24 protein-coding genes are annotated in these 21,705 nt (G+C 61.7%); 11 read left to right on the forward strand and 13 right to left on the reverse strand.

Annotated elements, in window-relative coordinates; all coding sequences use genetic code 11:
* From P3T43_RS28830 to P3T43_RS28845, 4 genes are all read left to right on the forward strand, one after another.
* A partial coding sequence (locus tag P3T43_RS28830; protein WP_429284405.1) for a transposase occupies positions 1 to 341 on the forward strand: 341 nt, incomplete at its 5' end.
* A 19-nt stretch (positions 342 to 360) separates the two neighbouring features.
* Positions 361 to 717, forward strand: coding sequence for a hypothetical protein (locus tag P3T43_RS28835; RefSeq protein ID WP_429284406.1), 357 nt, complete (start codon positions 361 to 363; stop codon positions 715 to 717).
* A 20-nt stretch (positions 718 to 737) separates the two neighbouring features.
* Positions 738 to 2,279 carry a methyl-accepting chemotaxis protein gene (locus tag P3T43_RS28840; protein ID WP_429284407.1) on the forward strand — a complete coding sequence of 514 codons (1,542 nt, stop codon included), beginning with the start codon at positions 738 to 740 and terminating at the stop codon, positions 2,277 to 2,279.
* Between the two features lie 392 nt (positions 2,280 to 2,671).
* On the forward strand, positions 2,672 to 4,432 hold the full coding sequence (locus tag P3T43_RS28845; protein ID WP_429284408.1) for a peptidoglycan D,D-transpeptidase FtsI family protein: 1,761 nt from the start codon (positions 2,672 to 2,674) through the stop codon (positions 4,430 to 4,432).
* Positions 4,433 to 4,470: 38 nt separating this feature from the next.
* On the opposite strand, the gene P3T43_RS28850 is transcribed toward P3T43_RS28845, so the two are convergent.
* Both P3T43_RS28850 and P3T43_RS28855 read right to left on the reverse strand, forming a co-directional pair.
* Complete coding sequence (locus P3T43_RS28850; protein WP_429284409.1) at positions 4,471 to 4,974, reverse strand: beta-class carbonic anhydrase; 504 nt, start codon at positions 4,972 to 4,974, stop codon at positions 4,471 to 4,473.
* 453 nt (positions 4,975 to 5,427) lie between these two features.
* Positions 5,428 to 6,090, reverse strand: a complete 663-nt coding sequence (locus tag P3T43_RS28855) for an MAPEG family protein (protein WP_429284410.1) — start codon at positions 6,088 to 6,090, stop codon at positions 5,428 to 5,430.
* A 274-nt stretch (positions 6,091 to 6,364) separates the two neighbouring features.
* Between P3T43_RS28855 and P3T43_RS28860 the strand changes: the two genes are divergently transcribed.
* Positions 6,365 to 7,528, forward strand: coding sequence for a GGDEF domain-containing protein (locus P3T43_RS28860; protein WP_429284411.1), 1,164 nt, complete (start codon positions 6,365 to 6,367; stop codon positions 7,526 to 7,528).
* Between the two features lie 36 nt (positions 7,529 to 7,564).
* On the opposite strand, the gene P3T43_RS28865 is transcribed toward P3T43_RS28860, so the two are convergent.
* A complete protein-coding gene (locus P3T43_RS28865) occupies positions 7,565 to 8,656 on the reverse strand; it encodes a diguanylate cyclase (protein ID WP_429284412.1) in 1,092 nt (363 codons plus the stop codon).
* A gap of 305 nt (positions 8,657 to 8,961) precedes the next feature.
* On the opposite strand from P3T43_RS28865, the gene P3T43_RS28870 reads away from it, so the two are divergent.
* Complete coding sequence (locus tag P3T43_RS28870; protein ID WP_429284413.1) at positions 8,962 to 9,219, forward strand: DUF2866 domain-containing protein; 258 nt, start codon at positions 8,962 to 8,964, stop codon at positions 9,217 to 9,219.
* A gap of 18 nt (positions 9,220 to 9,237) precedes the next feature.
* Here the strand turns inward: P3T43_RS28870 and P3T43_RS28875 are convergent, their stop codons facing one another.
* A complete protein-coding gene (locus tag P3T43_RS28875; protein ID WP_429284414.1) occupies positions 9,238 to 9,567 on the reverse strand; it encodes a GFA family protein in 330 nt (109 codons plus the stop codon).
* 174 nt (positions 9,568 to 9,741) lie between these two features.
* Positions 9,742 to 10,377, reverse strand: coding sequence for a 2-hydroxychromene-2-carboxylate isomerase (locus tag P3T43_RS28880; protein ID WP_429284415.1), 636 nt, complete (start codon positions 10,375 to 10,377; stop codon positions 9,742 to 9,744).
* Between the two features lie 475 nt (positions 10,378 to 10,852).
* Here P3T43_RS28880 and P3T43_RS28885 point away from each other — a divergent pair, with 475 nt between their 5' ends.
* Entirely contained in the window at positions 10,853 to 11,707 is an 855-nt protein-coding gene (locus tag P3T43_RS28885) for an oxidoreductase (protein WP_429284416.1), read from the forward strand.
* Positions 11,708 to 11,720: 13 nt separating this feature from the next.
* Here P3T43_RS28885 and P3T43_RS28890 read toward each other — a convergent pair whose 3' ends face one another.
* On the reverse strand, positions 11,721 to 13,199 hold the full coding sequence (locus P3T43_RS28890; protein WP_429284417.1) for an HD domain-containing phosphohydrolase: 1,479 nt from the start codon (positions 13,197 to 13,199) through the stop codon (positions 11,721 to 11,723).
* 132 nt (positions 13,200 to 13,331) lie between these two features.
* Between P3T43_RS28890 and P3T43_RS28895 the strand changes: the two genes are divergently transcribed.
* On the forward strand, positions 13,332 to 14,123 hold the full coding sequence (locus P3T43_RS28895; RefSeq protein ID WP_429284418.1) for an alpha/beta fold hydrolase: 792 nt from the start codon (positions 13,332 to 13,334) through the stop codon (positions 14,121 to 14,123).
* Positions 14,124 to 14,223: 100 nt separating this feature from the next.
* Here the strand turns inward: P3T43_RS28895 and P3T43_RS28900 are convergent, their stop codons facing one another.
* The 6 genes from P3T43_RS28900 to P3T43_RS28925 all read right to left on the reverse strand — a co-directional run bounded on the left by P3T43_RS28900 (position 14,224) and on the right by P3T43_RS28925 (position 16,904).
* Positions 14,224 to 14,814: a BPSL1445 family SYLF domain-containing lipoprotein gene (locus tag P3T43_RS28900; RefSeq protein WP_429284419.1), complete on the reverse strand. Its 591-nt coding sequence runs from the start codon at positions 14,812 to 14,814 to the stop codon at positions 14,224 to 14,226.
* A gap of 102 nt (positions 14,815 to 14,916) precedes the next feature.
* On the reverse strand, positions 14,917 to 15,096 hold the full coding sequence (locus P3T43_RS28905) for a CsbD family protein (protein ID WP_429284420.1): 180 nt from the start codon (positions 15,094 to 15,096) through the stop codon (positions 14,917 to 14,919).
* Between the two features lie 332 nt (positions 15,097 to 15,428).
* Positions 15,429 to 15,617, reverse strand: a complete 189-nt coding sequence (locus P3T43_RS28910; RefSeq protein WP_429284421.1) for a hypothetical protein — start codon at positions 15,615 to 15,617, stop codon at positions 15,429 to 15,431.
* Positions 15,618 to 15,720: 103 nt separating this feature from the next.
* On the reverse strand, positions 15,721 to 16,104 hold the full coding sequence (locus P3T43_RS28915; protein WP_429284422.1) for a DUF4148 domain-containing protein: 384 nt from the start codon (positions 16,102 to 16,104) through the stop codon (positions 15,721 to 15,723).
* Between the two features lie 72 nt (positions 16,105 to 16,176).
* Positions 16,177 to 16,518: a DUF4148 domain-containing protein gene (locus P3T43_RS28920; RefSeq protein WP_429284423.1), complete on the reverse strand. Its 342-nt coding sequence runs from the start codon at positions 16,516 to 16,518 to the stop codon at positions 16,177 to 16,179.
* Between the two features lie 119 nt (positions 16,519 to 16,637).
* Entirely contained in the window at positions 16,638 to 16,904 is a 267-nt protein-coding gene (locus P3T43_RS28925; RefSeq protein ID WP_429284424.1) for a DUF4148 domain-containing protein, read from the reverse strand.
* Between the two features lie 33 nt (positions 16,905 to 16,937).
* On the opposite strand from P3T43_RS28925, the gene P3T43_RS28930 reads away from it, so the two are divergent.
* Positions 16,938 to 17,276 (forward strand): hypothetical protein, encoded by a 339-nt coding sequence (locus P3T43_RS28930; protein ID WP_429284425.1) that lies wholly within the window; start codon positions 16,938 to 16,940, stop codon positions 17,274 to 17,276.
* Positions 17,251 to 18,843 (forward strand): MFS transporter, encoded by a 1,593-nt coding sequence (locus P3T43_RS28935; RefSeq protein WP_429284426.1) that lies wholly within the window; start codon positions 17,251 to 17,253, stop codon positions 18,841 to 18,843. The genes P3T43_RS28930 and P3T43_RS28935 overlap by 26 nt, the downstream gene beginning before the upstream one ends.
* A 63-nt stretch (positions 18,844 to 18,906) precedes the next feature.
* Here P3T43_RS28935 and P3T43_RS28940 read toward each other — a convergent pair whose 3' ends face one another.
* Positions 18,907 to 19,818 carry a hypothetical protein gene (locus P3T43_RS28940; RefSeq protein WP_429284427.1) on the reverse strand — a complete coding sequence of 304 codons (912 nt, stop codon included), beginning with the start codon at positions 19,816 to 19,818 and terminating at the stop codon, positions 18,907 to 18,909.
* Positions 19,819 to 20,397: 579 nt separating this feature from the next.
* On the opposite strand from P3T43_RS28940, the gene lplT reads away from it, so the two are divergent.
* Entirely contained in the window at positions 20,398 to 21,687 is a 1,290-nt protein-coding gene (gene lplT / locus P3T43_RS28945; protein WP_429284428.1) for a lysophospholipid transporter LplT, read from the forward strand.
* The last annotated feature ends 18 nt before the right edge of the window (positions 21,688 to 21,705 follow it).

Below are 21,705 nucleotides of genomic sequence, written 5' to 3' on the forward strand. Positions count from 1 at the left end.
GGGGAGCGGCGGCTACCCTGATCGCCTTTCTGCCTGAGCTGGGCAGGCTCAGCGGCAAGGAAATCGCCTCGCTCGTGGGCCTCGCGCCGTTCAACGTCGATAGCGGCAAACAGCAGGGACAGCGCCATATCAGAGGCGGGCGTCACATCGTGCGACGCGCCCTTTATATGGCCTGCGTCGCAGCCCAGAAGGCCAACCCCGACATCAAGGCGTTTTGTGACCGGCTGCGCAACAAAGGCAAAAAAACCAAGGTCGCCTTCGTCGCTGGCATGCGCAAGCTGCTCACCCGGCTCAACGCCATGATGCGCGACTCTACACCCTGGACTCCGCCGAAATCATGATCCACTGAGCCTCTGGCACTTGACCTTCAATACAGTTGCTTTCTTTGCGGCGGCAAAGAAAGTAGGTGCCGCCCCGCACAGGGGCGAACCTAATAGACCCAAAACAAAACAAGGAAAGGCCAACACCATAAGAAAACCACCAAAACCGCCGCAGGCAAAAACAGCCCAGCAACACTACAAGAAACCACAAAAAAACCCCAATAAATCAGACAAAACCAAGAACGAAAACCTAGGGTTCGCCCTTACTACATCCCCGGCTGCCGTAGCCGTTAAACAGCATAGGCAAACGTTGTCCAAGCCTGCCAGGCAAAAAAGCGAAAAGCAAAGACAGCAAGAAAAGCAAAACCTCGATCGACCCCAACCCCAACCGAGATGAAACCCGCGCAAATGCACACCATGACCTTGAACAGAAAACTCGGGTCGATGATCGTCGTGTTATGGATCGGTCTGATCCTGATCGGCGGCTTCGGCGCGTGGCAAAACCGCGCGTCCATGATCGCCGAGCGCCGCGATCAACTCACGGCCGTCGTCCAGGAAGCCGTCAGCATCATTAACCATTACTACACGCTTTCCCAGCAACATACCGTCAGCGAACCCGACGCCCAGAAACAGGCCCTCGCCGCACTCTCCGCCCTGCGCTACGGCAAAGACGGCTACGTCTCCGTGAACGACTCGCAGCCCGTCGTCCTGATGCACCCCATCAAGCCCGAACTCGACGGCAAGAACGTCGCGCAGTTCGCCGATCCGGCCGGCAATCATCTGTACGTCAACATCGTCAACGCCGGTAACCACGACGGCGGCGGCTTCGTCGAATATCTGTGGGCCAAACCGGGCCACGATCAGCCAGTCGCCAAAACCAGCTTCTCGCTGCGCTTCGCTCCGTGGGACTGGTACGTCGTCAGCGGCATGTACATGGACGACGTGCAGCAAGCGTTCTACTCCAATCTGCTGCTGTGGCTCGCCGGCACCGCCCTGCTCGGCGGCATCGCCACCGTCGTCATGATTTTCGTGTTGCGCAGCGTGCGCCGCAGCCTGGGCGGCGACCTCGAAGTGGCCGTCGTCGCCGCGCAACGCATGGCAAGCGGCAACCTCGCCGTCAGCGTGCCGGTCAACCAGCACGATACCGGCAGCCTGCTGCACGCCCTTCATACGATGCAGGCCGGCCTCGTCGATACCGTGTCGCGCGTGCGTAGCGGTACTGACAACATCAACGTGGGCGCGACCGAAATCGCCGCCGGCAACACCGATCTCTCGCAACGCACCGAACAACAGGCGGCCGCCCTCGTTCAGACCGCGTCGAGCATGGATCAGATGACCGTCAACGTAAAACAGAACGCCGACAGCGCCACCCAGGCCGCGCAACTCGCCGGCCAGGCCGCCGACGTCGCCACGCGCGGCAGCCGTGTGGTCGACGACGTGGTCCGCACCATGGGCGAAATCACCCAGAGCTCGCGCCAGATCGGCGACATCATCGGCGTGATCGACGGCATCGCCTTTCAGACCAACATCCTCGCGCTCAATGCAGCCGTCGAAGCCGCCCGCGCCGGCGAACAGGGCCGCGGCTTCGCTGTCGTCGCCGCGGAAGTGCGTAGCCTCGCGCAACGTTCGGCGACCGCCGCCAAGGAAATCAAGGCGCTGATCGAAACCTCGACGCATACCGTCGAAGCCGGTGCGTCGTTAGTGGCCAACGCCGGTTCGACCATGGGCGAGATCGTGCAGTCGGTGCGTCGTGTGAACGAGATTCTGGAAGAAATCAGCCACGCCTCGCGTGAACAGAGTGCCGGCATCGAACAGGTCAATCGTGCCGTCGGAGAGATGGATCAGGTCACGCAGCAGAATGCCGCGCTCGTCGAGCAGGCCGCCGCCGCCGCGCATTCGCTGAAGGATCAGGTCGGCGCGCTGCGCGAGGCCATTTCGAGTTTCGCGCTGCCGGCCTGAACGCCTCGTTTGAAGCCGCGACCTCCAAAAAGAAGGCGCCCGCGAGACGCTTCCTGGCGAAGCGATTCGTAGTCGGGCGCCCCTAAACACGCCGCGTCGGAGAAGACGCATTAATCGAACGAACCAGCCGCACAGATTTTCAATCCGTGCGGCTTTTTCTTTGCCCCGGCCTGCCGGATCGCTCTCCCGCCCTCCCTTGCAGGCACTCAGCGTTGACGAGGCGCGCAACCTCATCCCCGCGCACGATTTCCTTGCATGGATCTCGCATACAGATTACGTTCTCATTACAATCACGCCTTCGCGGTACATATGCTGATGCCGCTTTCCCGGCTCGGGTTCGCGTCCGCCGCCTCGCGTCCGTTGCCTGAATCCGACCGTACCCGACCGTATCCATGATCCAGAAGAAAAAATCGCAGCCGCATGAACCGTACGTACCGGTCGTCAAAAACGCGGTACTCGCGTCGCGGCTGCCCAAGTGGCGTTCGAAATTCGTGATCCTGCTGGTGTTCACGGCATTTGCCACGCTGTTGGCGCGCGCCTTCTGGGTGCAGGTGGTCAATCAGGATTTCTATGTCGTGCAGGGGCAAAAGCGCTATCAGCGCACTATCGAACTCGACGCCACGCGCGGCCGGATCGTCGACCGCAACGGGTCGATGCTCGCAGTCAGCCTCGCCACGTACGAAATCTGGGCCACGCCGAAGCTGCTCGATGCCGCCAGCGTCGGGCCGCTCGCCACGTTGCTCGAGGTGCCGCTCGTGGAGTTGCGCCGGCGTCTGGCCGGCAACAGGTCGTTCGTGCTGCTCAAGCGCCAGGTGGATGCGGACACCGCAAGCCGCGTCGACAAACTGGGGCTCGCGGGCATCACGCGGATCGGCGATTCGAAGCGTTTTTATCCGGAAGGCGAGTCGGCCGCGCACGTGGTGGGCTTTACGGATATCGAGGACCAGGGGCAGGAAGGCGTCGAACTCGCCGCCAATCCGCAGCTCATCGGCGAGGCCGGCCGGCGCGAAGTGATCCGCGACCGTTTGGGCCGCGCGGTGTCCGACACGCGCCCGCTCGTGCCGGCCCATAACGGCGCGACGATCCGCCTGACCATCGACCGTCGCATCCAGCAACTCGCCTATGCTCAATTGAAGGCCGCCATTGCGAAACATAGCGCGGAAGCCGGCAGCGTGGTGGTGCTGGATGCGCGCAACGGCGAGATTCTCGCGCTCGCCAACTACCCGAGCTTCGATCCGAACGACCGCACGCGCCTGAGCGGCGGGCAATTGCGTAACCGCGCCGTGGTCGATACGTTCGAGCCCGGCTCGACGATCAAGCCGCTGGTCGTCGCGTTGTCCATGGACCGCGGCCTGGTCGGCCCGCAAACGCGAGTCGACACCTCGCCGGGTTGGTACCGGATCGGACCGGCGGTGATTCACGACACCTCGAATCATGGCGTCATGACGGTTGCCGAAGCCGTCGAGAAGTCGAGCAATATCGCGCTCGCCAAACTCGCGCTGAACCTGCCCGCCGAGACGATCTGGAACAAGTATCAGGAATATGGACTCGGACGCCGACCGGAGCTGACCTTTCCGGGTGCGGCGGCGGGCAAGGTGCGGCCGTTCAAACGCTGGCGGCCGATCGAACAGGCCACGATGGCGTATGGCTATGGGCTTTCGGCGTCGCTACTGCAGCTCGCGCAGATGTACACGGCCTATGCCGGTGACGGAACCTTGCAGCCGGTGCGGCTGCTGGTGACCAGCGAGGCGGATCGTCAGGGTAATGTGCAAGCGTCCAGCGAAACCGATGCGCCGCTTGCCGCCGGCACGCAGCGCACAGTGACGACGCCGGCCACCGCACGCGCGCTACGCGCGATGCTGGAAATGGCCACGAGACCAGGCGGTACAGGACAGGCTGCGGCTATTGCAGGCTACCGCGTGGGCGGCAAGACCGGGACGGCGCGCAAACAGATCGGCACGTCCTATGCGAAGAACCGCTATCGCGCGTTGTTTGTCGGCATGGCGCCGATGAGCGATCCGCGCCTGATCGTCGCCGTCATGATCGACGACCCGAGTGGCCGGGCGTATTACGGCGGCACCGTAGCCGGGCCAGTATTCGGCGCGGTGACGGGCGGCGCATTGCAGTTGCTCGGCGTTCCGCCCGATGCGTGAGGCAGAGGTGCGCGGCGCGGCGCACCTCTGGAATCCACTTACTTGGTGACGACTTCCGTCAGCTCTCCCGTTCCGAGATTCAGAACGAAGCCGCGAATGACGATATCGGCCGGTACCCACGGATGAGAACGAAGCTTCATCATCTGCTTCCTCGTTGCCTCGTTGACATCCGTGTAGAAGTGGAACTTCGCGGGCGTCACTGCCAACACGCCCGTGCGTTCATGCAGATGCTTTTCGAAGCTCTCGTCGGTGAACATCTCCGATCCGCATCCCGTGTGGCCAACAATCATGACTTCCTTCACGCCCAGGACGTGAATCGAAAACATGAGCGACCGGACCACATCTTCGGTCACGACTGTTCCAACGTTCCGGATCAGGTCCGCGTCGGCGGGCTTGATATCGAAACGTTCCAGCAGCTGGTTCATACGCGGATCCATGCACGTGATGATTGCAACCTTCGGAGCGGGTTTGCCCGCTAGCGATGGATCGTGGTGCTTTGCGCTTGCTTGACTTGAAATGACTGCTTGATCGATCAGACTCATCTAGATTCTCCGTCGGTGCGCCACACGATCGATGCTTTCGATTACGTGAGAACGCGGTTTGTCGGCACCCGTTGAAAACTGGTCATGGAAGAACGCCGCGAGTCAGGCTCCCGGCTATTGATCACCGCGCTACCTGCACGGTCAAGACAGCTTTCTACTTTTATTAATTGGCATTCCTTTATAAAACATCTCAAGCTGTTCGAAGGATTAAAAACAGCTTCACGTAGCGCTTGCTGCGCGCCCCAGGCAGACAGTCGGTCGTGTGCGGGGATGGATTGGATTCTGGACGAGTTTCGATGCGAAAACATCCCGGCTCGGGGCAATTCAATTGTTCTTTTCACTCAACCAAGCGTCGACGCTGAGCCGATGCTTACAGGCTCCTCGCAGCTAGATCCACTTGTCGGCTATCCGACAGATTTCACGCGCCAGGCATTAACCGTCTGCAACGCGCCTCTACCGTTTCGGCGTTATTGATCCAACACCTTTCATTGGGCGCGTCTGCCAGAACAACACGACTTCGATCGCGACAAAAACTGCCGCCGGCACGATCGAGCCCACCGTCCCGGCGATCTCACGTCCAAAGCGGCCTGCCACATAGAGCAGCACGATCATGCTGAGCGCCATGCCTGGCGCGCCGAGTCCGCGCAGCGCCACGCTGCGGTGATAGCCGAGCCAGAATGCGACCCGTGCGACGATCCAGACTATCGTCGTGGCGACGACCGCGCGCATAGCAGAGCCGTCCGGCGAATAGGCGGCCAGGCCGAACAGCGATGCAGCAAACACGATGATCTGCTCGAGCGTGTTCTGCAGATACCTTTGATTGACGCGCAACCTGCGCGTCTCGAAGCCTGCCAGCGGATCGAACGCGGGCGAGGTGAGTCGCTCGTGCGCCACCGCTTCGATGCCTGTCACGAGGCAGAACAGCACGGCCATGCAGCAACATTTGAGCGTCAGCAGCATCCGTGCGCCGAGGCTCTCCATACCTGGCAGTGGCGACATCAGGGAATCAATGCCGAACCAGAGTACCGACGCAACAAGCGCGGCTGCTGCGATACCCGCAACGCCGACTGCACGCTGGCGCCGAAAATCGGATGATTGATGGATCGGGTCCGACATGGATTGATTCCTCCTGGCGTTTCGTACGATGCCCGGGACCGCGCCTCGCGCGTCTGCCCGATATAGAGCCGAGTATATTTGCGTCGCGCAAAGCAGAATACACTTGGCGACTTCAGGCAATGAATCCGCTCTTTATCATCGATACCAGCGGTTTAATTCAATTCATGTATATTCTTGGCTCGACAATTCGAACCAGCATAAGCCTCGGGGAAAGGACATAGGCGCCGGTAATCAGGCGCGTTCAGGCTAGCCACCGGCTTTCGCTCACGACCGTATGCCCGCTTTCGATCTACGCACCATGCTGTTGATGTCGTCAGTCATGCCTGGACTGACGGCGTTAGTCATGTTTTCGCTGGGACGGAGTTTTCCCACGAATATCCGTGGCGTGCGCAACTGGGCGAGCGGTGCGCTGATTATCTCCATGGCAGCAATCCTGCTCGCGCTGCGTGGCGGGATTCCCGACTGGCTTTCCATCATGGGCGGAAATTGCGGCCTGATTCTGAGCACCGGGCTTTGGCTGATCGGCAGTCAGCGCTTCTTCGGCCGGCCGCCTTCGGGACGATTCGTGATCCTCGTGCTCGTCATGGGTGCAATCGGCGAGAGCTGGATGACCTGGGCGCATCCGTCCGCCGGCGGCCGGTCGCTTTGGATCAACGCCATCCTCGCGCTGATGTACGGGCGTCAGGCCTTCGTCATGCTGCGCTACGGGCGGCATGACCCCAGCGCGGTATTCGTGGGCGCGATGTTTCTGATCCTCGCCATGGTGACCGTGGTCCGTGTGGTGACGTCGATCGACGCGGGATTCGCGGAGCGCGGAATCTTCGCTAGCGATTTCGTCCAGACCGTTTATCTGGCCACCGGCGCCCTCATGTCCCTGCTGACCACGGTCGGCTTCATGCTCGTCGCGATGAACCGGCTGCGCGTACAGCTCGAACAGCAATCCCTCGCCGATCCGCTGACCGGACTGCTGAATCGGCGCGCGTTTCTGAACGCGCACGGCCAGGAGCGGGACAAGATGATGCGCACGGGTGGACTGCTGTCGCTGCTGCTGATCGATCTCGACCACTTCAAGGCGATCAACGACACTTACGGCCACGTGAAAGGCGACGAGATCCTCATCGACTTTTCAATGCGCGCGGCCGGGATACTGACACGGCATCATCATTTTTCCCGCTGGGGCGGCGAAGAGTTCACCGCGCTCGTGATCGGCGCACGGCCCGAAGACGTATTCGAACTGGCAGACGCCTTGCGGTTGAAAATCGCCCGCAACGACAATCCCTCTTTGCCCGCTTACACCTGCAGTATTGGCATCGCCTGCTCGGTCAGCGGCGATGCGACCATCGAGCGCCTGCTAAAGGATGCGGATGAAGCGCTGTACCGTGCGAAACGCAGCGGCAGAAACTCCGTCGAGGTCAGCGATCACGCCGTCCTGGTGTAGCGGAGCGCCGCTGCGGCGACCCGCTGCGTCCCGCGCTCAATCGCTCATCACCTCGACCCGATTGCGCCCGTTGTGCTTCGCCTGATACATCGCGCGATCCGCGGCCTCGATCAGCGACTGCCCCAGCGCGGCCGCCTCTTTCGCACCGCCCACGATCGTGCGTGCCGCCACGCCAATCGACACCGTCAAGGCGATCCGCTCACCGTGGTCGTCCTGCAGATCCAGCCGTTCGACGGCATGCCGCACACGCTCGGCGGCAATGAGCGCGTCGGACCGGTCCCCCTGCAGCAGCGCGGCAAATTCTTCGCCGCCGTAGCGCGCGAGCGTGTCGCCGAGCCGCACCTGCTGCCGGACGCAACCGGCAACGGCCGCAAGCGCGCGGTCGCCGGTTAGGTGACCGTAGGTATCATTGATCCGCTTGAAGCAATCGACATCGATAAAAAGACACGCCACCGGCACCGAATAACGCGCGGCACGCTGGATCTCCTCGCGCAGCCGCTCATCGAAATAGCGGCGATTGGCGAGACCGGTGAGCGAGTCGGTCATGCCGACCTGCTTGAGACGCTCGCGGTGAGCGACGTTGTCGAGACTGGCCGTGACGATACTGGCAAAGCGTTCGAGAATATCGGTCGCCATGCCGATGGCGAAGCGCGCCGGATCCTGGCTACCCAGGTAGAGGTAGCCCGACACGTTGCCGCCCGCGGCCAGAGGTAACACGATCGCGCTGGCCGGCGCCGCGGTCTTGTCGAAGAAGGTCAGACGTGACACCTCGTCCATCTCGCCGACGCGGCCAAGCCAGGGCCGGCCGGTCTCGCATAGCCTCGATGCCGCCAGTCCGCCTTCGCGCCCGGTCTTCAGTTGACGCTGGTTGAGCGCGCGCAATGCGGCAGATTCGAGCAGATCGCGCAGCATGGGCGCGCGGTCGTCGAGCCACACGCTCACGCTCGCGAGCGCGAATTCCTGCGGCAAGTGGACAAACAGCGTGTCGAGAAACGAAGCAAGGTCCTGCGCGCCGATCAGACGCAACTCCACGTCCTGGAAGCGGCGCAGCGTGCGCTCGTTATGCTGCACCGTATCGACGAGCGCACGCAGGCGGTCGGAAAGAGGCGATTGGGCGAGATGGGTCACGTTATGGCGAGACAGCCCGAAGGCGAAGCGGGGTCGGCAGCCCCAACCGCTTTAATAACGGCTATTTTTACGCGGTCTTGAGGACGACACCGCGCTCGCGCGCCAAACCGCGCAAACAGCACGCAGGGCCACGCACAATCGTGTCTTTAACGGGCGGTCTTAAGGCTGGCTTAATTTTCCCCTGCAACTATGGCACTCAACATCCCCTGTTGAGCCGCCTGAGTACCGGCGGCGTTTTTTTATCCTGGGGGTGCTGCCGGCGCATCGCGAGATGCAGCGCATTCCTGCGAGGGAAATCACACATCATGGTTGAAGATACGGTATTCGAACATCTGCGGGCCATGCCTGGCCACGATTGGGTGCGCCAGATTCAATCCTGCACGGTCTCGGACCCCTTGCAGCCGCCATGGGGACGCTCCTACCGGCTGGTCGAATGGACCATGAAGCACACGCCCGATTCATGCCGCCGCGTGGTGCCCGCCGAGAGCACGCCGCTCGAGATCGCCCAGGCCGTGGTCTCGCATATTCCAGGCCGCCGCTTCTGCCAGCAAGGCGACAGTTGACGCTGGCCGGCTCGCCTTTCAGACACACCCCGCCGTTAGCGAGCCGCGCGACGTCCTGCTAATCGACACGTATTCCGTGCCCGTTGCATCCACGAAGCCGCGCCCGAAACTGGCGGCCCCGCAATTCCGGCAGAACAGCTGGTGCCCCTTGCCCACGCCGGCCTGATAGTCGCCCAGTTCCGCATCGCCTGCCAGCAAGCGAAAATCCTCCGGCTTGACCCAAGTCTTCCACGCGAGCTGCCTCGCGCAGATCCAGCAATTGCACGGACGACGACCGACATTCACATCGATGTCCGCCTCGAAACGCACTTTGCCGCAATGGCAACTGCCCTGATAAGTCTTCTTCATGGCTCAATCTCCGCAACCCCTTCAAGGGAAAGGCTCGAACGTGACGTTGAGGCTCATTCTAGGGAGGGGCTCCTGCCAACGTGCTGTCAGGAGGGATCGCCAGTGGGCGACGCCCGTCGCGGTGTGATCGAATCCAGGACGCAAGCCGCGAATGCGGAATAGCGCGCGGGGTACTCAGTTACCAGTAAGCGGCCGCCCTGCTGCGCACGCGAGCGCATCGTCCAGACGGTCATTGCCCCAGAACATCTCCGAGCCGACAAAAAACGTCGGCGCACCGAAAATGCCGTTCAACCGCGCCCGTTCGGTCTGATAGCGCAATTTCAGTTTGTTGTCGTCGGTCAGCGCGTCGGCGATGATCTTTTGCGCCGGCAAGCCCTGTTGCATGAGCACCTCACTGACCGTCTCGGGCGAATCGATCTCGCGGTCCTGGGCGAAGTTCAAGCGCATCACGTCGCGGCAAAACGCGCCGATCCACGGCTCATCCACCCCGAATATCGCCACCCGCAAAGGCAGCAACGCGCGCCGCGGAAACACCGCTGGCCTGCGCCACGGCAGCCCATATTTTCTGCACTGCCGCACCATGTCTTGCCACACGTATTCGCCCTTTTCCTTCTGCAACACGAATGGCGAAGTGTCGTAGCCCAATGCGTGAAACACCGGTCCGAGCAGAAACGGCTGCCAGCGCACCTGCACGTGATGCAGCGCGGCCTGCGCCTCGATGCGCATCACGCTCAGATAGCTATAGTTGCTGCCGAAGTCGAACCAGAAATCGATCACCGGCGAGCCTTGCTCAAACAGCACTGTGTTCATCGGACGGACTCCTTATTCATGCAGGACCAGACAGCGTAGTTCGATACGCTCCCGGCCGCCTTCATCCTTACGCCCCTACGCCTGAAAATGCCACACAATGCCTCGACTTTGCAATCGTTGACAAACGGCGCCGCTGCTTCGTTCTATCATCAAGTCCATCGATTCATCACGTCGAGGGTTATCCCAAATGACCTACCCGTATGACATTCTGACTGCTACGTGCCTCTTCATCATCGTCGTATCATCGTCGATCCTGCTGGCGCTCACCTGATTGCAGCTTCTGTCTGCCTGACGTTCTCTATCCTCGCCGCCATTCCCCGCGCGGCACCGCGTTCACGTGAAATTGTCAGATCAGCGACAATGATCTCGCTAACCTGTCCCCCGGCATTCGAACCGCGCAAGTTCCGTTCTTGCGCTTGCCGCCGTGCGGCGCGTCCACTTCCTGTGCTTTGCACAACGAACAGGAGTTTCCCAAATGATGAATCGAGACAACCCCGTCTGGCTGATCACGGGCTGTTCAACGGGCTTCGGCCGCGAACTGGCGAAACTGGTGCTGGCGCGTGGCTGGCGTGCGGTGGTCACGGCGCGGGATGCATCGAAAGTCGCGGACATCGCCGCAGGCCACGCCGAGCGGGCGCTCGTTTTGCCGCTCGATGTCACCCAACGCGCCCAGATCGACGCAGCCGTGGCCCAGGCCAAAGAACGTTTCGGACGCGTCGACGTACTGGTGAATAACGCCGGCTACGGCTATCTGGCGGCCATCGAGGAAGGTGAGGACGCGGCCGTGCGTGAGATGTTCGAGGCCAATGTGTTCGGCCTCGTCGACATGACCAAAGCCGTGCTGCCGTTGATGCGCGAGCAACGCAGCGGCCTGATCGTCAACGTGTCGTCGATTGGCGGACTGACCAGCTTTGCGGCCACCGGCTACTACCACGGCACCAAGTACGCGGTGGAAGGCATTTCGGAATCGCTGGCGGCGGAAGTGAAGCCGCTCGGTATCGACGTGCTGATCGTCGAACCGGGACCGTTCCGCACCAACTGGGCGGGGCCGTCGATCAAGGCGTCCGCCACGCAGATCGACGATTACGCAGCCACCGCCGGCGAACGCCGCAAGCAGACCGCGGAACGTAGCGGCAACCAGGCGGGCGATCCGGTGCGCGCCGCCCAGGCAATCATCGACGCCGCGCTCTCCGATACGCCGCCGCTGCGTCTGCTGCTCGGCAGGGCAGCGCTCGTGCTGGCCCGCAAGAAGCTCGATGCGCTACGCAAGGATTTCGACGCGTGGGAAGCGACGACGGTCGGCGCGGACTACCCCGAAGCGAAGAAGTAACGCCAGCCTGAACTCAGATCAACCCGAGCGTCGACGCTTTCAAGGTGGCGGCAGCCCGGGTCGAGCATTCGAGCTTGCGGAAGACGCTCTCCACGTGCGTACGTACCGTGCTGGGGCTCATCTGCAGGGCGCGCGCCACTTCCTTGTTGCTGGCGCCGAGGCTGATGTGCCGCAGCACTTCGGCTTCGCGCGGCGAGAGCAACGCGGCGCGGGCCGCGGGCCGGGCGCGATCGGCCGTGGATTCGAAACCGTCTTTCTCGAAGGACAGCAGCGCGTCCACTGAGTCGGCGTCGAAGCGTCCCGTCCTCACTTCGTCGCCGAGCACGGCGGCCGCCTCGTCAGCAGATAGCGCCGCGCGCCACGGACGCGCCGAGCGTAACGCCACCCAGCACGCCACCGCAGCCAGCACGCGGGCTTCCTGCCCGATAGCCGCGCCGGCTGCGCCGCGGAAATAACCCGAGCCGTCGAGCCGCTCGTAGGCCTGCGAGGCGATCTCGGTTTCCCGTGCGAGCGCCCCGATCTGCTTGCCGGCGCGCGCGGTCCAATACGGCACGAGCCGCACTTTTTCCCACGCGGCGGGCGACAGGCGCCCGGGTGTGTTCCAGATTGCGTTCGATACCGCCATGCGCCCCATGCCGTGGATCAAACCGGCCAGATAAGTGCGTTGTCGGACTTCTGCGTCGAACCCGAGGCGCGTGCCGCAGCCTGCCGCGACCTCGGCGACACGCCGCGAATAACCCGCCATCCATGGAAGCTTCAGATCGATCACATCGGCGACGATCTCGGGCGCCGTGGACTGCTGCATCGGCAACGCGTCCAGCGGCGCATCGCGGCCCGCCGCGGTTTGCTGGTCGAGTTCGACGAGCCACCCGCCGGCCTGCGCACAGGCAATGCGCGCGAGCGCGTCCGGGTATTGGCGTCCCGCCTTCTGAGCGATCAGCTTTTGTGCGCCGTCCACCCCGTAGACACGGCTGAGAATCTCCAAGTCGCTCGCGAGCGCGACCAGAAATACAGCTTGCGGCACCCGCGCGCCATCGAGCCGCTCCGGAAAGCCGCCGCCGTCCCACGCTTCGAAGATGTGCCGCAAGGCCATTTGCGTCATGTCTTCGAGCCCGAGCATACGGGCGATTTCCCCGGACACCTCGCAATGAATCTGTGCGAGCGGCTGGATGGCCGCTTCGACGCGTCCCTCGGCTGCGCCCTCGCCGCTCCAGCCTGGGCGCATGGCGAGCATCGCTTCGCGCGCGCCGACATCGTCCCCCAGCCACTCGGAAAAGCCTGCCGCATTCGCCGTGCAACCCGACCAGCGCAATAGCGACACTTCCTGCACGACGCAGCATTGCGCGTCGTCGTGACCGGCTTCGGCCGCCAGCCGCGCGGCGAGCCAGCTGGTGCGCAGCGAATGATCCGTGGGCTGGCCCATGCTGAGGTCGCCGATGAACGCCAGCGCCTTGACAGCGTCGAGCGCACGGAGGGTTGAAACGTCTGCCATAGATGTCGACCTGTTTGAGTTCTCTGCGAACGCAGCGTGATCCGGCCCTCGGTCATTTGACCGATACAGCGATCCGCCGGATCGGCGCATTCTTCACACCGCTCTGACCACTTCCCAACGAGGACCCATATTATGAACACCCTGCTCAAAAAGTGTCTGACCGCCGCAGTCATGTTCGGCAGCCTGCTCTCGATCAGCGCGCTGACGCCTGCCCGCGCCGCCGCTTCGTCCGATGACCTCAAAGGTAAGAATGTCGTATTGGTGCACGGCGCGTTCGCCGATGGCTCCAGCTGGAACAAGGTGATTCCGCTGCTGGAAGCGAAAGGCCTGCACGTCGTGGCGGTGCAAAATCCGCTCAATTCGCTGGATGGCGACGTCGCCGCCACGCGCCGCGTGATCGAGCAGCAGAACGGCCCCGTGATCCTGGTGGGCCATTCGTGGGCGGGCGCCGTCATCACGCAAGCCGGCAATGACGACAAGGTCAAGGCGCTCGTCTATGTCGCCGCCTTCGCGCCGCAAAAAGACCAGTCGATCAACGACATCCTGAAGGGCAAACCGGCGCCGGAATGGGCATCCTCGCTGCAAAAGGATTCCGCCGGCTACCTGACGCTCTCGACCGACGCCATCATCCACGACTTCGCACAGGACCTGCCGGTGGTGCAGGCGCGTCTGGTGGCTGCCACGCAAGGTCCGTGGTTCGCCGGTTGCACCGACGACAAGGTGACGCAAGCCGCGTGGCAAGCCAAACCGTCGTGGTTCGTGGTGACGCAGAAGGATCGCATGATCCCGCCGCAACTGCAGGAGGCGATGGCGCAGCAGATTGGCGCGACCGAGGTGAAGGTGGATGCGAGCCACGTGGCGATGCTGTCGAAGCCGACCGAAGTCGCAGCCGCCATCATCGACGCAGCGCGCGCGGCGAAGTAATCAACAGAGCTAAGCATGCAAAAGCGGCAAGACGGTCGGCTCTCCGACCGTCTTGCCGCTTCGTGCTGCTCTTGCTACTGGATGATTCTCGGCGTGAGGCTCAGATCATCAGGCGCGAAATTTTCGAGCCTTCCAGCGATACACCGGCCATCAACCCCTCGTTGGTCATCACGAACGCCTGCACGGGGCTCGTTGCGGTCGAAGTATCGAGGTTGCCGTTCGCACCCACCTTCAGCACGGCCACCGTCGCATCACCGCCCGCCGCCCAGCCTTGTCTCTGGCGGAATGTGTTGAGCGCGTCCTGCGTCATGAACAGGAACACGATAGCCTTGGACTGTGCACCAATCTGCAGACCGAACGATCCTGCAGCAATGCTGTAATAGCCCGAGGTCCGGCCTGCCTGACGCAGCGCGCCTTGCCCATACTGGCCGCCCACCCAGAAGCCGGCCGCGATCACCGAGGGGAACACCAGCACGCCCTGTGCTTTCCCTACGAGTTCGCGCGAGCCGTGCACGGTGTCATACAGGCGAGACAACGTCGAATCGACCCCGGCGTTGATAGTTTGACGCTTGCCCGCATCTTCAGATGCACCCGTGTCGGAAGAAGGCGGAGTCGTGGTGCAGCCCGCCAGCGCGAGACCACCAGCGGCAAATGCGGCACTGCTCGAAAGAATGAATTGTCGGCGACGCATGGTTGACTCCCTGTTATGTGTAGATGGAATAGTTGAAGCGAGTTAAAACGATCAGTCGATACAACGGTTGCCCGATCCGACGCCCGAGCCCCGGGCGTCGCATCAGCCGAGCGATTTCTTGATGCGCGCTTTCGCCTTGCCGAATGACTGACGAATTCCGCCTGCAGCCTGCTGCAAATCGCCTTTGAGTTCCTGCGATCTGTTGCCGGTTGCCTTGCCGACTGCTTCATTCAGCTTGCCTTTGGCCTTTAAGGCCACGCCCTTGAACTGATCCTGGTTCATGCGACCTCCTTGAATGACGCGCCAGCGTGTGGCGGATGCCCACTACCCCGCAAAATACGGGCCAGGTCGATGGATACAGAGATTGACCGGCGCGGCAACGCATTTGCCGCGCGGCGGCGCGTCCGAAGACGAGCCATTGAACAAGACGGGATGGCGCATGACGAAGCGCCGATCGATCACGCTACCGGGCAAAAACGACATCCACCCGGTACGTCTTACGTGTGCCTTTGCCAGGCAACGCTGAGGATGGCATGCAGGTGCCGCCCTTGGGGAGGCACATCATGCCTGTTTGAAATTGGCCCAGACGGACCGTAAGGTCACTGCGCTTCGCGCTAGCGCGGCGGGCGCGTGCCTGGTCGCCGGTGTTTCCAGCTTTGGATCAGCAGCGCCACCATGCCACCTAACGAAAGTGTCGCCACGTAGCCACCGGCACGCACGACGCTCTCGCTATAGGAGCCCGCAAACACCGTGACGAGAATCGCCACGACAAACAGTGCAAGCAATCCGAGCATCGGTTTCATATGGAGCACCTCCGCGGTTGGCTTCAGAACGAACCTTACATCTGAAATGAGAAGCTCGACGAAGAAAACACGCAAGTGCGGCAAACCCGACAATCCGCTCGACCTAGCTACCGAAGTACAACGAACAAAAGCTGATCGGACCCGTGCAGGCCGCGCTACGTGACGTGCCTTTGACCGAACCACGCGTGCCGCTCTCACTCGTGCCCGAAGGCTCCGCGCCTACATCGCTCGCATCGGCAGTTCCAGCCGCAGCATTGCCTGCGACGCGTTCACTATCCTGAGCGGCGACTTTTGCTTCGGCTGCCTGAATGTCGGCAGGATAGTTCGCATCGCCGGCGGCCGACGGGCTATAGCCGGCCTGTTCGAGGCGCGCGAGTTCCGCAGTTACCTGGGCACGCGTGATGGGCGCGCTGGTGGATTGGGCAAAGCTAAGTGCCGGGCTAGCGAGGGCACTGACCGCGAGGCTAAGACAGATGAGCGTTTTCATGAAATAAATCTCCTTGATTCTTCGAAACTAAAACCAGACCGTTGACGTATATCGGATAAGCAGCCGAACGCCTTAGCCGCCAAAGTACGCGGTGCAAAAGTCGACCGGTCCCACACAGGCCGAGCCGGAGGATTTGCGATTCATCGGGGCACGTTGGCCGCTTGCGCTGGAGCCAGACATCCCCGAGCCGACGCCGCTGGCGTTTTGCTGTTTGAGTTGGGCAACCTGATGGGCGAAGATCGGATTCACTTCGGGATACGACGTATCGGTCACGAAACTCGAACCGTTGTTCTCAGCCTGAATCAGTTCCTGCCGGACTTCGGCGCGGGTCGCTTGCTGGGCGAAAGCATTGGAAAAGACGCTCGTCGATGCGAGCATGGCAACCGACAGGGTGATAGTGGCAAGCTTGTTCATTTCCAGCTCCTGACTAATGGTGATTGGGTGACGCATTCATCAAGGCGAACAGCAAGACTTCGATGGTTATTCCAGCGCTCTACAAAACATTTTCAGGGAGTGTCAGGTGCCCCTGCCATTTAATTCGGATTACTATTTAACGCATCGCCGCCGACGATCTTGCTGGCATTTGCCGAGGAAGCCGCAGTCTGTTGTTGCAGACGAGCCGCCTGTTGCGCGTAGATGGAATTGACTGCCGGATACGAAGAGTCCGTCACGTACTCGAGACCGTTTTGCTGAGCCTCGATCAGTTCCTGATACACCTGCGCACGTGTCTTGCCTTCAGCAAAAGCGCTCGATGAGGCAAAGACAGCGACGGACACTACGGCGAATACGATCTTCTTCATGATGAACTCCTGTGAAATTGAGTCAGCCTACGTATGGGAGAACCCGAGATGCCCTGGTTTTATTCCCGGAGAATTGAAAATTCACGCGCGCACACGCTGAAATTCGGCTCAAGCGAAAAATCTCGAACCCCTTGGAATAAACGGAATGGCGCTCGTGTTCGCGCCTACGAACAGGGTGATCTCGGCCTGCTGTTTTCATACGAAGAATTGCTGCTGTCGGTCGAAGCGCCAATGCGTAAGCGATCAAGCCACTCGAAATGCCGCCCGGTGGCCTACCATTCTTCATTAGCGGTACATATGGCGCCCGCCTTCCGCTCGCGGCGCTCAACCGTTTATCGAGCTCTTTATGACACCGAGCACCGCTGCGCATGACCCCGGCCGGCAACTGCTGCCCTTTCGTGAATCGTTGCTGGCGATGGTGGGCGTCGCGTTCGTCGCCATGCTGGTCACGCTCGACCAGACCATCGTCGGCACGGCCTTGCCGCGGATCGTCGCGGAGCTCAAGGGCTTCGATCTGTACGCATGGGTCGCCACGTCGTACATGCTGGCCTCGGTTGTGACGATTCCCATTTTTGGGCGCTTAGGCGATCTGTTCGGCCGCAAGCCATTTCTGCTCGCCGCCATCATCGTTTTTACCGTAGCTTCCGTGTTGTGCGGCGTCGCCACCAACATGCTGTTCCTTGTTCTCGCACGCGGTCTGCAAGGGATCGGCGGCGGCATCCTGATCGGCACCATGTTCGCAACCGTCGCCGATCTGTTTCCCGATCCCAAACTCCGGCTGCGCTGGCTGGTATTCGTCACGTCGGCGTTCGGCTTTGCCAATATTGTCGGACCGACGCTCGGCGGCCTGCTGACCCAGTACGGCGACTGGCGCCTCGTGTTCTTCGTCAACGTGCCGGTCGGACTCGTGTCCCTGCTATTCGTCTACCGGTTCCTGCCGCATCTGCGGCGCACCAGATCGTCCATGCCGGTGCGCCTCGACTGGCTCGGTGCGGTGGTGCTCGCCGTGACTTTCGGGGCCCTGCAACTGCTGATCGAGTTGTTGCCGAGAGACGGCATCAGCACCGCGACCCTGGTGCTCGGCTCCATCACGGCAGCGTGTGCCTTGACGCTCTGGCTCTGGGAAAAGCGGATGACCTACCCCATCGTTCCGGTCGACATGCTGCTCGACCGCAAGCTCGCTGCGCTCTTTGCGATGTCGGTACTGGGCGGTTTTGCGCTGTTTTCGCTGGTGTTCTATGTACCGCTGCTGTTCCAGGGCGGATTCGCGATGTCGCCGCACGCTTCCGGCATGCTGATCACGCCGCTCCTGCTCGGCACGTCGCTCGGCAGTGTGCTGAACAACCGGATCGTCACGCGCGTTCGCCGTGCCAACGGCATCATGTACATCGGTTTCGCGCTGTCTGCGCTGGCGTCGCTGAGCGTGGTCGCGCTGAGAGGCAACGAACCGCATCTCGTCTGGATGTCATGCATGGGAATCAGCGGTCTCGGGCTCGGCCTGGTGGGAACCAGCCTCACGATCTGCTCGCAGCAGATTGTTTCGCGCGACCATATCGGCGCAGCCACGGCATTGCTGCAATCGCTTCGTACCTTCGGCGGCATGCTCGGCACGGTGATGACCGGCGCATTGTTAGGTCACCTGTACACAATGGGCGTACATCGATCACTGGACTCTTACCAGGCCACACAATGGTTCAAGTCGTTCGCGAGTCCGGAACTCCTGGTGGACCGTTCGGAACAGGCCGCGTTGATCAGTCGGCTCGTTACCGCAGGCCACGCGGGCGACGCGATGATGAATTCAGCGCGCGGTGCGCTGGTGGAATCCATTCACGTGGGTCTTACGGTGGCGGCCACGGCAGCCCTGATCGGGCTCGGACTCGCATGGTTCGTCCCGCCCGTGCGAGTAGGTTACGCGGACACCGATACGCTCAACACCTGATGTTGGACTGTCGGCGTAAAACGCCAGATGTGTTCGCGGCCCGCCCCGAGCTTGCGCAACCCGCTACCAGCCAAGTACCACCGGATGACTGACGCGGCTCGGCGCGCCCCCCGGCCCCGCCGGATCGGGATTGCCGAAACGCGGCAGAGCGCCGTCCGTGCGGGCGCGCTCGACTTCCATGCGCACCTCGTCGCGGGTTTTCGGCCCTTGATTAGGTGTGCTCGCCACCGGTGCCGGTGCCGGCGCTGGGTCCGTCTGCACACTCTGCACCGTTTGTGTGAGCGGCGGCGGTACACCCGTCGACTGCGAAGACGCAGCGGTGTCGGCCATAGATGGGGCCGCCCGTAGCGCGTCGGTGTCCTTCCCGGGGTCCACCAGGACTGGGCTCGGCGTCTCGCGCGTCGCGGGCGAATTCGCCACCGCTTCAGCCTGCCGCGTACGTCTGCTTTCCTCGTAGTAGGAGCGACTATTCGTGTGCTCGCGGTTCAGCGATGAGGCGCTGCGAGAATGCCCGGATCGCTCCGCAAAACGCGGTGCAGGCGGGCTCGAACGCGCCGGCGACGTCACGGCTGGTTCGGCAGCGTGAACCTTGGCAGCAAGTTCTTCCCGCGCCTCGAGTTCCGCCTCAAGTGCCATGATTCGCGGATCATTCTTGTAAAGCGCCTGTTCGGCACCTAGCAAGACTTTCGCGGAAGCAAGGTCGTTGCGTCGTAAACTTGCGTGAAATGCTTCGACAACCTGAGCAATATCCGGGTCCGTCTGATTCTGCGTGGCGACTTTCCCGGCCGCCAGTGCAGTTGGGCGCGGAGGTTCCGGCGCGTCGTCAGACACGGCATCGCGATGCCCGAAGCCGTTTTGCTCCGCCGCTTGCTGGCCCGTGTCCGGGCGTAGCGCGAACGCCGCTATCGCAAGCGCGCCGATCAGCAGGCTCGCCACAATCACAACCTTCGGTTGAATAATCGTGTTGGTAATCATGAGGTCTGTCCCATCATGCTGTATATAGCGTACGCGCATTGAACGCCGCTGCAAGCATCGCTTGAGGCGCTTCTAGGCGCTACTTCATTGTTTACGTGTTGCGGCAGCGACTGGATGCGCCAATTTTCAGCCTTTAATCGCCAGGAAGGCATTCGCGGAACGCGATGAACACCGTCATTTGTCACACCAATGAGCACAGTCAATTTGCTCATCGCATCGAACGACAACGCTTTCCATCTGCCGCTGGCAGAACTTGCGCTACGCAGGCATCGGGATTGCATGCGGTATCATGCCCAACGGCAGTGATGTCCGACGGGAGTGCTCTTATGCGCGATGCCCGGATTTTTGTTGCAGTGCTTCTTGCGACGTTGTGGGTACAGGTTTTACAGCCGGGCGTCGACATCCCCTACTGGTAAGACATTGCGTCAGCGGTCCCGGCCATCGTAGCCGTGGCTCGCCTTTACCGCGTCGGCGACGACAGCAGGCGGGAACAAAGAGAGAAATAGCGGCCATGAAACGTGCCCCATCCGATGCGACTCACTCATTCTGCACGCCAGCCTTGCCTGACGCCGGACGCGCATGAAACGGGGCTTCTACACGATCATCGCCGCGCAGTTCTTTTCTTCGCTTGCCGACAACGCACTGCTCATCGCAGCGATTGCCCTGCTCACCGAACAACATGCGCCACCCTGGATGACGCCGGTTCTCAAGCTGTTCTTCGTGCTGTCCTATGTGGCGTTAGCGGCTTTCGTGGGCGCCTTTGCCGATGCCTTCCCCAAGGGACGCGTCATGTTCGGCACCAACCTCGTCAAGGTGGTGGGTTGCATTGCCATGCTGGCGGGCGTTCCCCCGCTGGTTTCATACGGTATCGTCGGACTGGGTGCGGCTGCGTATTCCCCCGCGAAATACGGCATTCTCACCGAGCTATTGCCACCGGACCGACTGGTCGCCGCCAACGGCTGGATGGAAGGCACCACCGTGCTGTCGATCGTCCTCGGCACGGTATGCGGTGGCATTCTGATCAGTCCGCACCTCATGCAGCACATGGTGCAACATCCGATGCCGTTCACCGGCCATGCCCCGAGAGAGGCCATTCTGATCATTACCGCGATCTACGCGGTTGCCGCCGCCTTCAATCTGCGCATTCCCGATACGGGCGTTCGCTATCCTCCGCAGCAACACGGGCCCATTCGCCTCGTGCAGGATTTTTCTAACTGCTTCACGGTGTTGTGGACGGATCGCATTGGACAGATTTCTCTTGCCGTCACGACGCTTCTTTGGGGCGCAGCCCAGACGCTGCAATTCATCGTGCTGCAATGGGCGCAACATTCCCTCGGGTTGTCGCTGTCGCAAGCGTCGATCTTGCAGGCCTTCGTGGCCATCGGCGTGGCGGTTGGCGCAGTCGCCGCAGCCGCAAAAATCCCGCTTCGCAAGGCGTTGAATACGCTGCCTGTGGGTCTGGCCATTGGCGGGTCGATCCTGCTGATGGCGCTCTTCTCGCGCGATCTGGTTCCAGCCACGTGGGTCTTGCGCATAGGCGCTTACCATGTACCCGCCTACATTGCCATTGCATGCGTGTTTCTGGCTTTCATTGGCGGATTGTCCGGGTTCTTCGTAGTCCCGATGAATGCGGTGCTCCAGCACCGCGGGCATGTCCTGCTTTCCGCGGGTCACTCGATCGCCGTCCAGAATTTCAACGAGAACCTGTCCATCCTGGTGACGTTGTGTCTGTACACCGTATTGGTCTGGTTTCACGTATCCATCACGACGATCATTGTGATATTCAGCTCCTTTGTCATCTTCGTGATGCTGCTGATCATGCGGCAACATCGAGAAAACCGCCTTAGAGATGCGGCGCCGCATTGGTGACGTGAGGGCGTCCGGCTC

Origin of the sequence: Paraburkholderia sp. GAS41 (assembly GCF_050436545.1) — a bacterium.
Lineage (GTDB): Bacteria > Pseudomonadota > Gammaproteobacteria > Burkholderiales > Burkholderiaceae > Paraburkholderia.

Excerpts from the sequence above, each read along its gene's own strand:
- P3T43_RS28840 (WP_429284407.1), top strand. The coding sequence starts at position 738 with ATGACCTTGAACAGAAAACTCGGGTCGATGATCGTCGTGTTATGGATC.
- P3T43_RS28845 (WP_429284408.1), top strand. The coding sequence starts at position 2,672 with ATGATCCAGAAGAAAAAATCGCAGCCGCATGAACCGTACGTACCGGTC.
- P3T43_RS28850 (WP_429284409.1), bottom strand. The coding sequence starts at position 4,974 with ATGAGTCTGATCGATCAAGCAGTCATTTCAAGTCAAGCAAGCGCAAAG.
- P3T43_RS28855 (WP_429284410.1), bottom strand. The coding sequence starts at position 6,090 with ATGTCGGACCCGATCCATCAATCATCCGATTTTCGGCGCCAGCGTGCA.
- P3T43_RS28860 (WP_429284411.1), top strand. The coding sequence starts at position 6,365 with ATGCCCGCTTTCGATCTACGCACCATGCTGTTGATGTCGTCAGTCATG.
- P3T43_RS28870 (WP_429284413.1), top strand. The coding sequence starts at position 8,962 with ATGGTTGAAGATACGGTATTCGAACATCTGCGGGCCATGCCTGGCCAC.
- P3T43_RS28875 (WP_429284414.1), bottom strand. The coding sequence starts at position 9,567 with ATGAAGAAGACTTATCAGGGCAGTTGCCATTGCGGCAAAGTGCGTTTC.
- P3T43_RS28880 (WP_429284415.1), bottom strand. The coding sequence starts at position 10,377 with ATGAACACAGTGCTGTTTGAGCAAGGCTCGCCGGTGATCGATTTCTGG.
- P3T43_RS28885 (WP_429284416.1), top strand. The coding sequence starts at position 10,853 with ATGATGAATCGAGACAACCCCGTCTGGCTGATCACGGGCTGTTCAACG.
- P3T43_RS28890 (WP_429284417.1), bottom strand. The coding sequence starts at position 13,199 with ATGGCAGACGTTTCAACCCTCCGTGCGCTCGACGCTGTCAAGGCGCTG.
- P3T43_RS28895 (WP_429284418.1), top strand. The coding sequence starts at position 13,332 with ATGAACACCCTGCTCAAAAAGTGTCTGACCGCCGCAGTCATGTTCGGC.
- P3T43_RS28900 (WP_429284419.1), bottom strand. The coding sequence starts at position 14,814 with ATGCGTCGCCGACAATTCATTCTTTCGAGCAGTGCCGCATTTGCCGCT.
- P3T43_RS28905 (WP_429284420.1), bottom strand. The coding sequence starts at position 15,096 with ATGAACCAGGATCAGTTCAAGGGCGTGGCCTTAAAGGCCAAAGGCAAG.
- P3T43_RS28910 (WP_429284421.1), bottom strand. The coding sequence starts at position 15,617 with ATGAAACCGATGCTCGGATTGCTTGCACTGTTTGTCGTGGCGATTCTC.
- P3T43_RS28915 (WP_429284422.1), bottom strand. The coding sequence starts at position 16,104 with ATGAAAACGCTCATCTGTCTTAGCCTCGCGGTCAGTGCCCTCGCTAGC.
- P3T43_RS28920 (WP_429284423.1), bottom strand. The coding sequence starts at position 16,518 with ATGAACAAGCTTGCCACTATCACCCTGTCGGTTGCCATGCTCGCATCG.
- P3T43_RS28925 (WP_429284424.1), bottom strand. The coding sequence starts at position 16,904 with ATGAAGAAGATCGTATTCGCCGTAGTGTCCGTCGCTGTCTTTGCCTCA.
- P3T43_RS28930 (WP_429284425.1), top strand. The coding sequence starts at position 16,938 with ATGGGAGAACCCGAGATGCCCTGGTTTTATTCCCGGAGAATTGAAAAT.
- P3T43_RS28935 (WP_429284426.1), top strand. The coding sequence starts at position 17,251 with ATGACACCGAGCACCGCTGCGCATGACCCCGGCCGGCAACTGCTGCCC.
- P3T43_RS28940 (WP_429284427.1), bottom strand. The coding sequence starts at position 19,818 with ATGATTACCAACACGATTATTCAACCGAAGGTTGTGATTGTGGCGAGC.
- lplT (WP_429284428.1), top strand. The coding sequence starts at position 20,398 with ATGAAACGGGGCTTCTACACGATCATCGCCGCGCAGTTCTTTTCTTCG.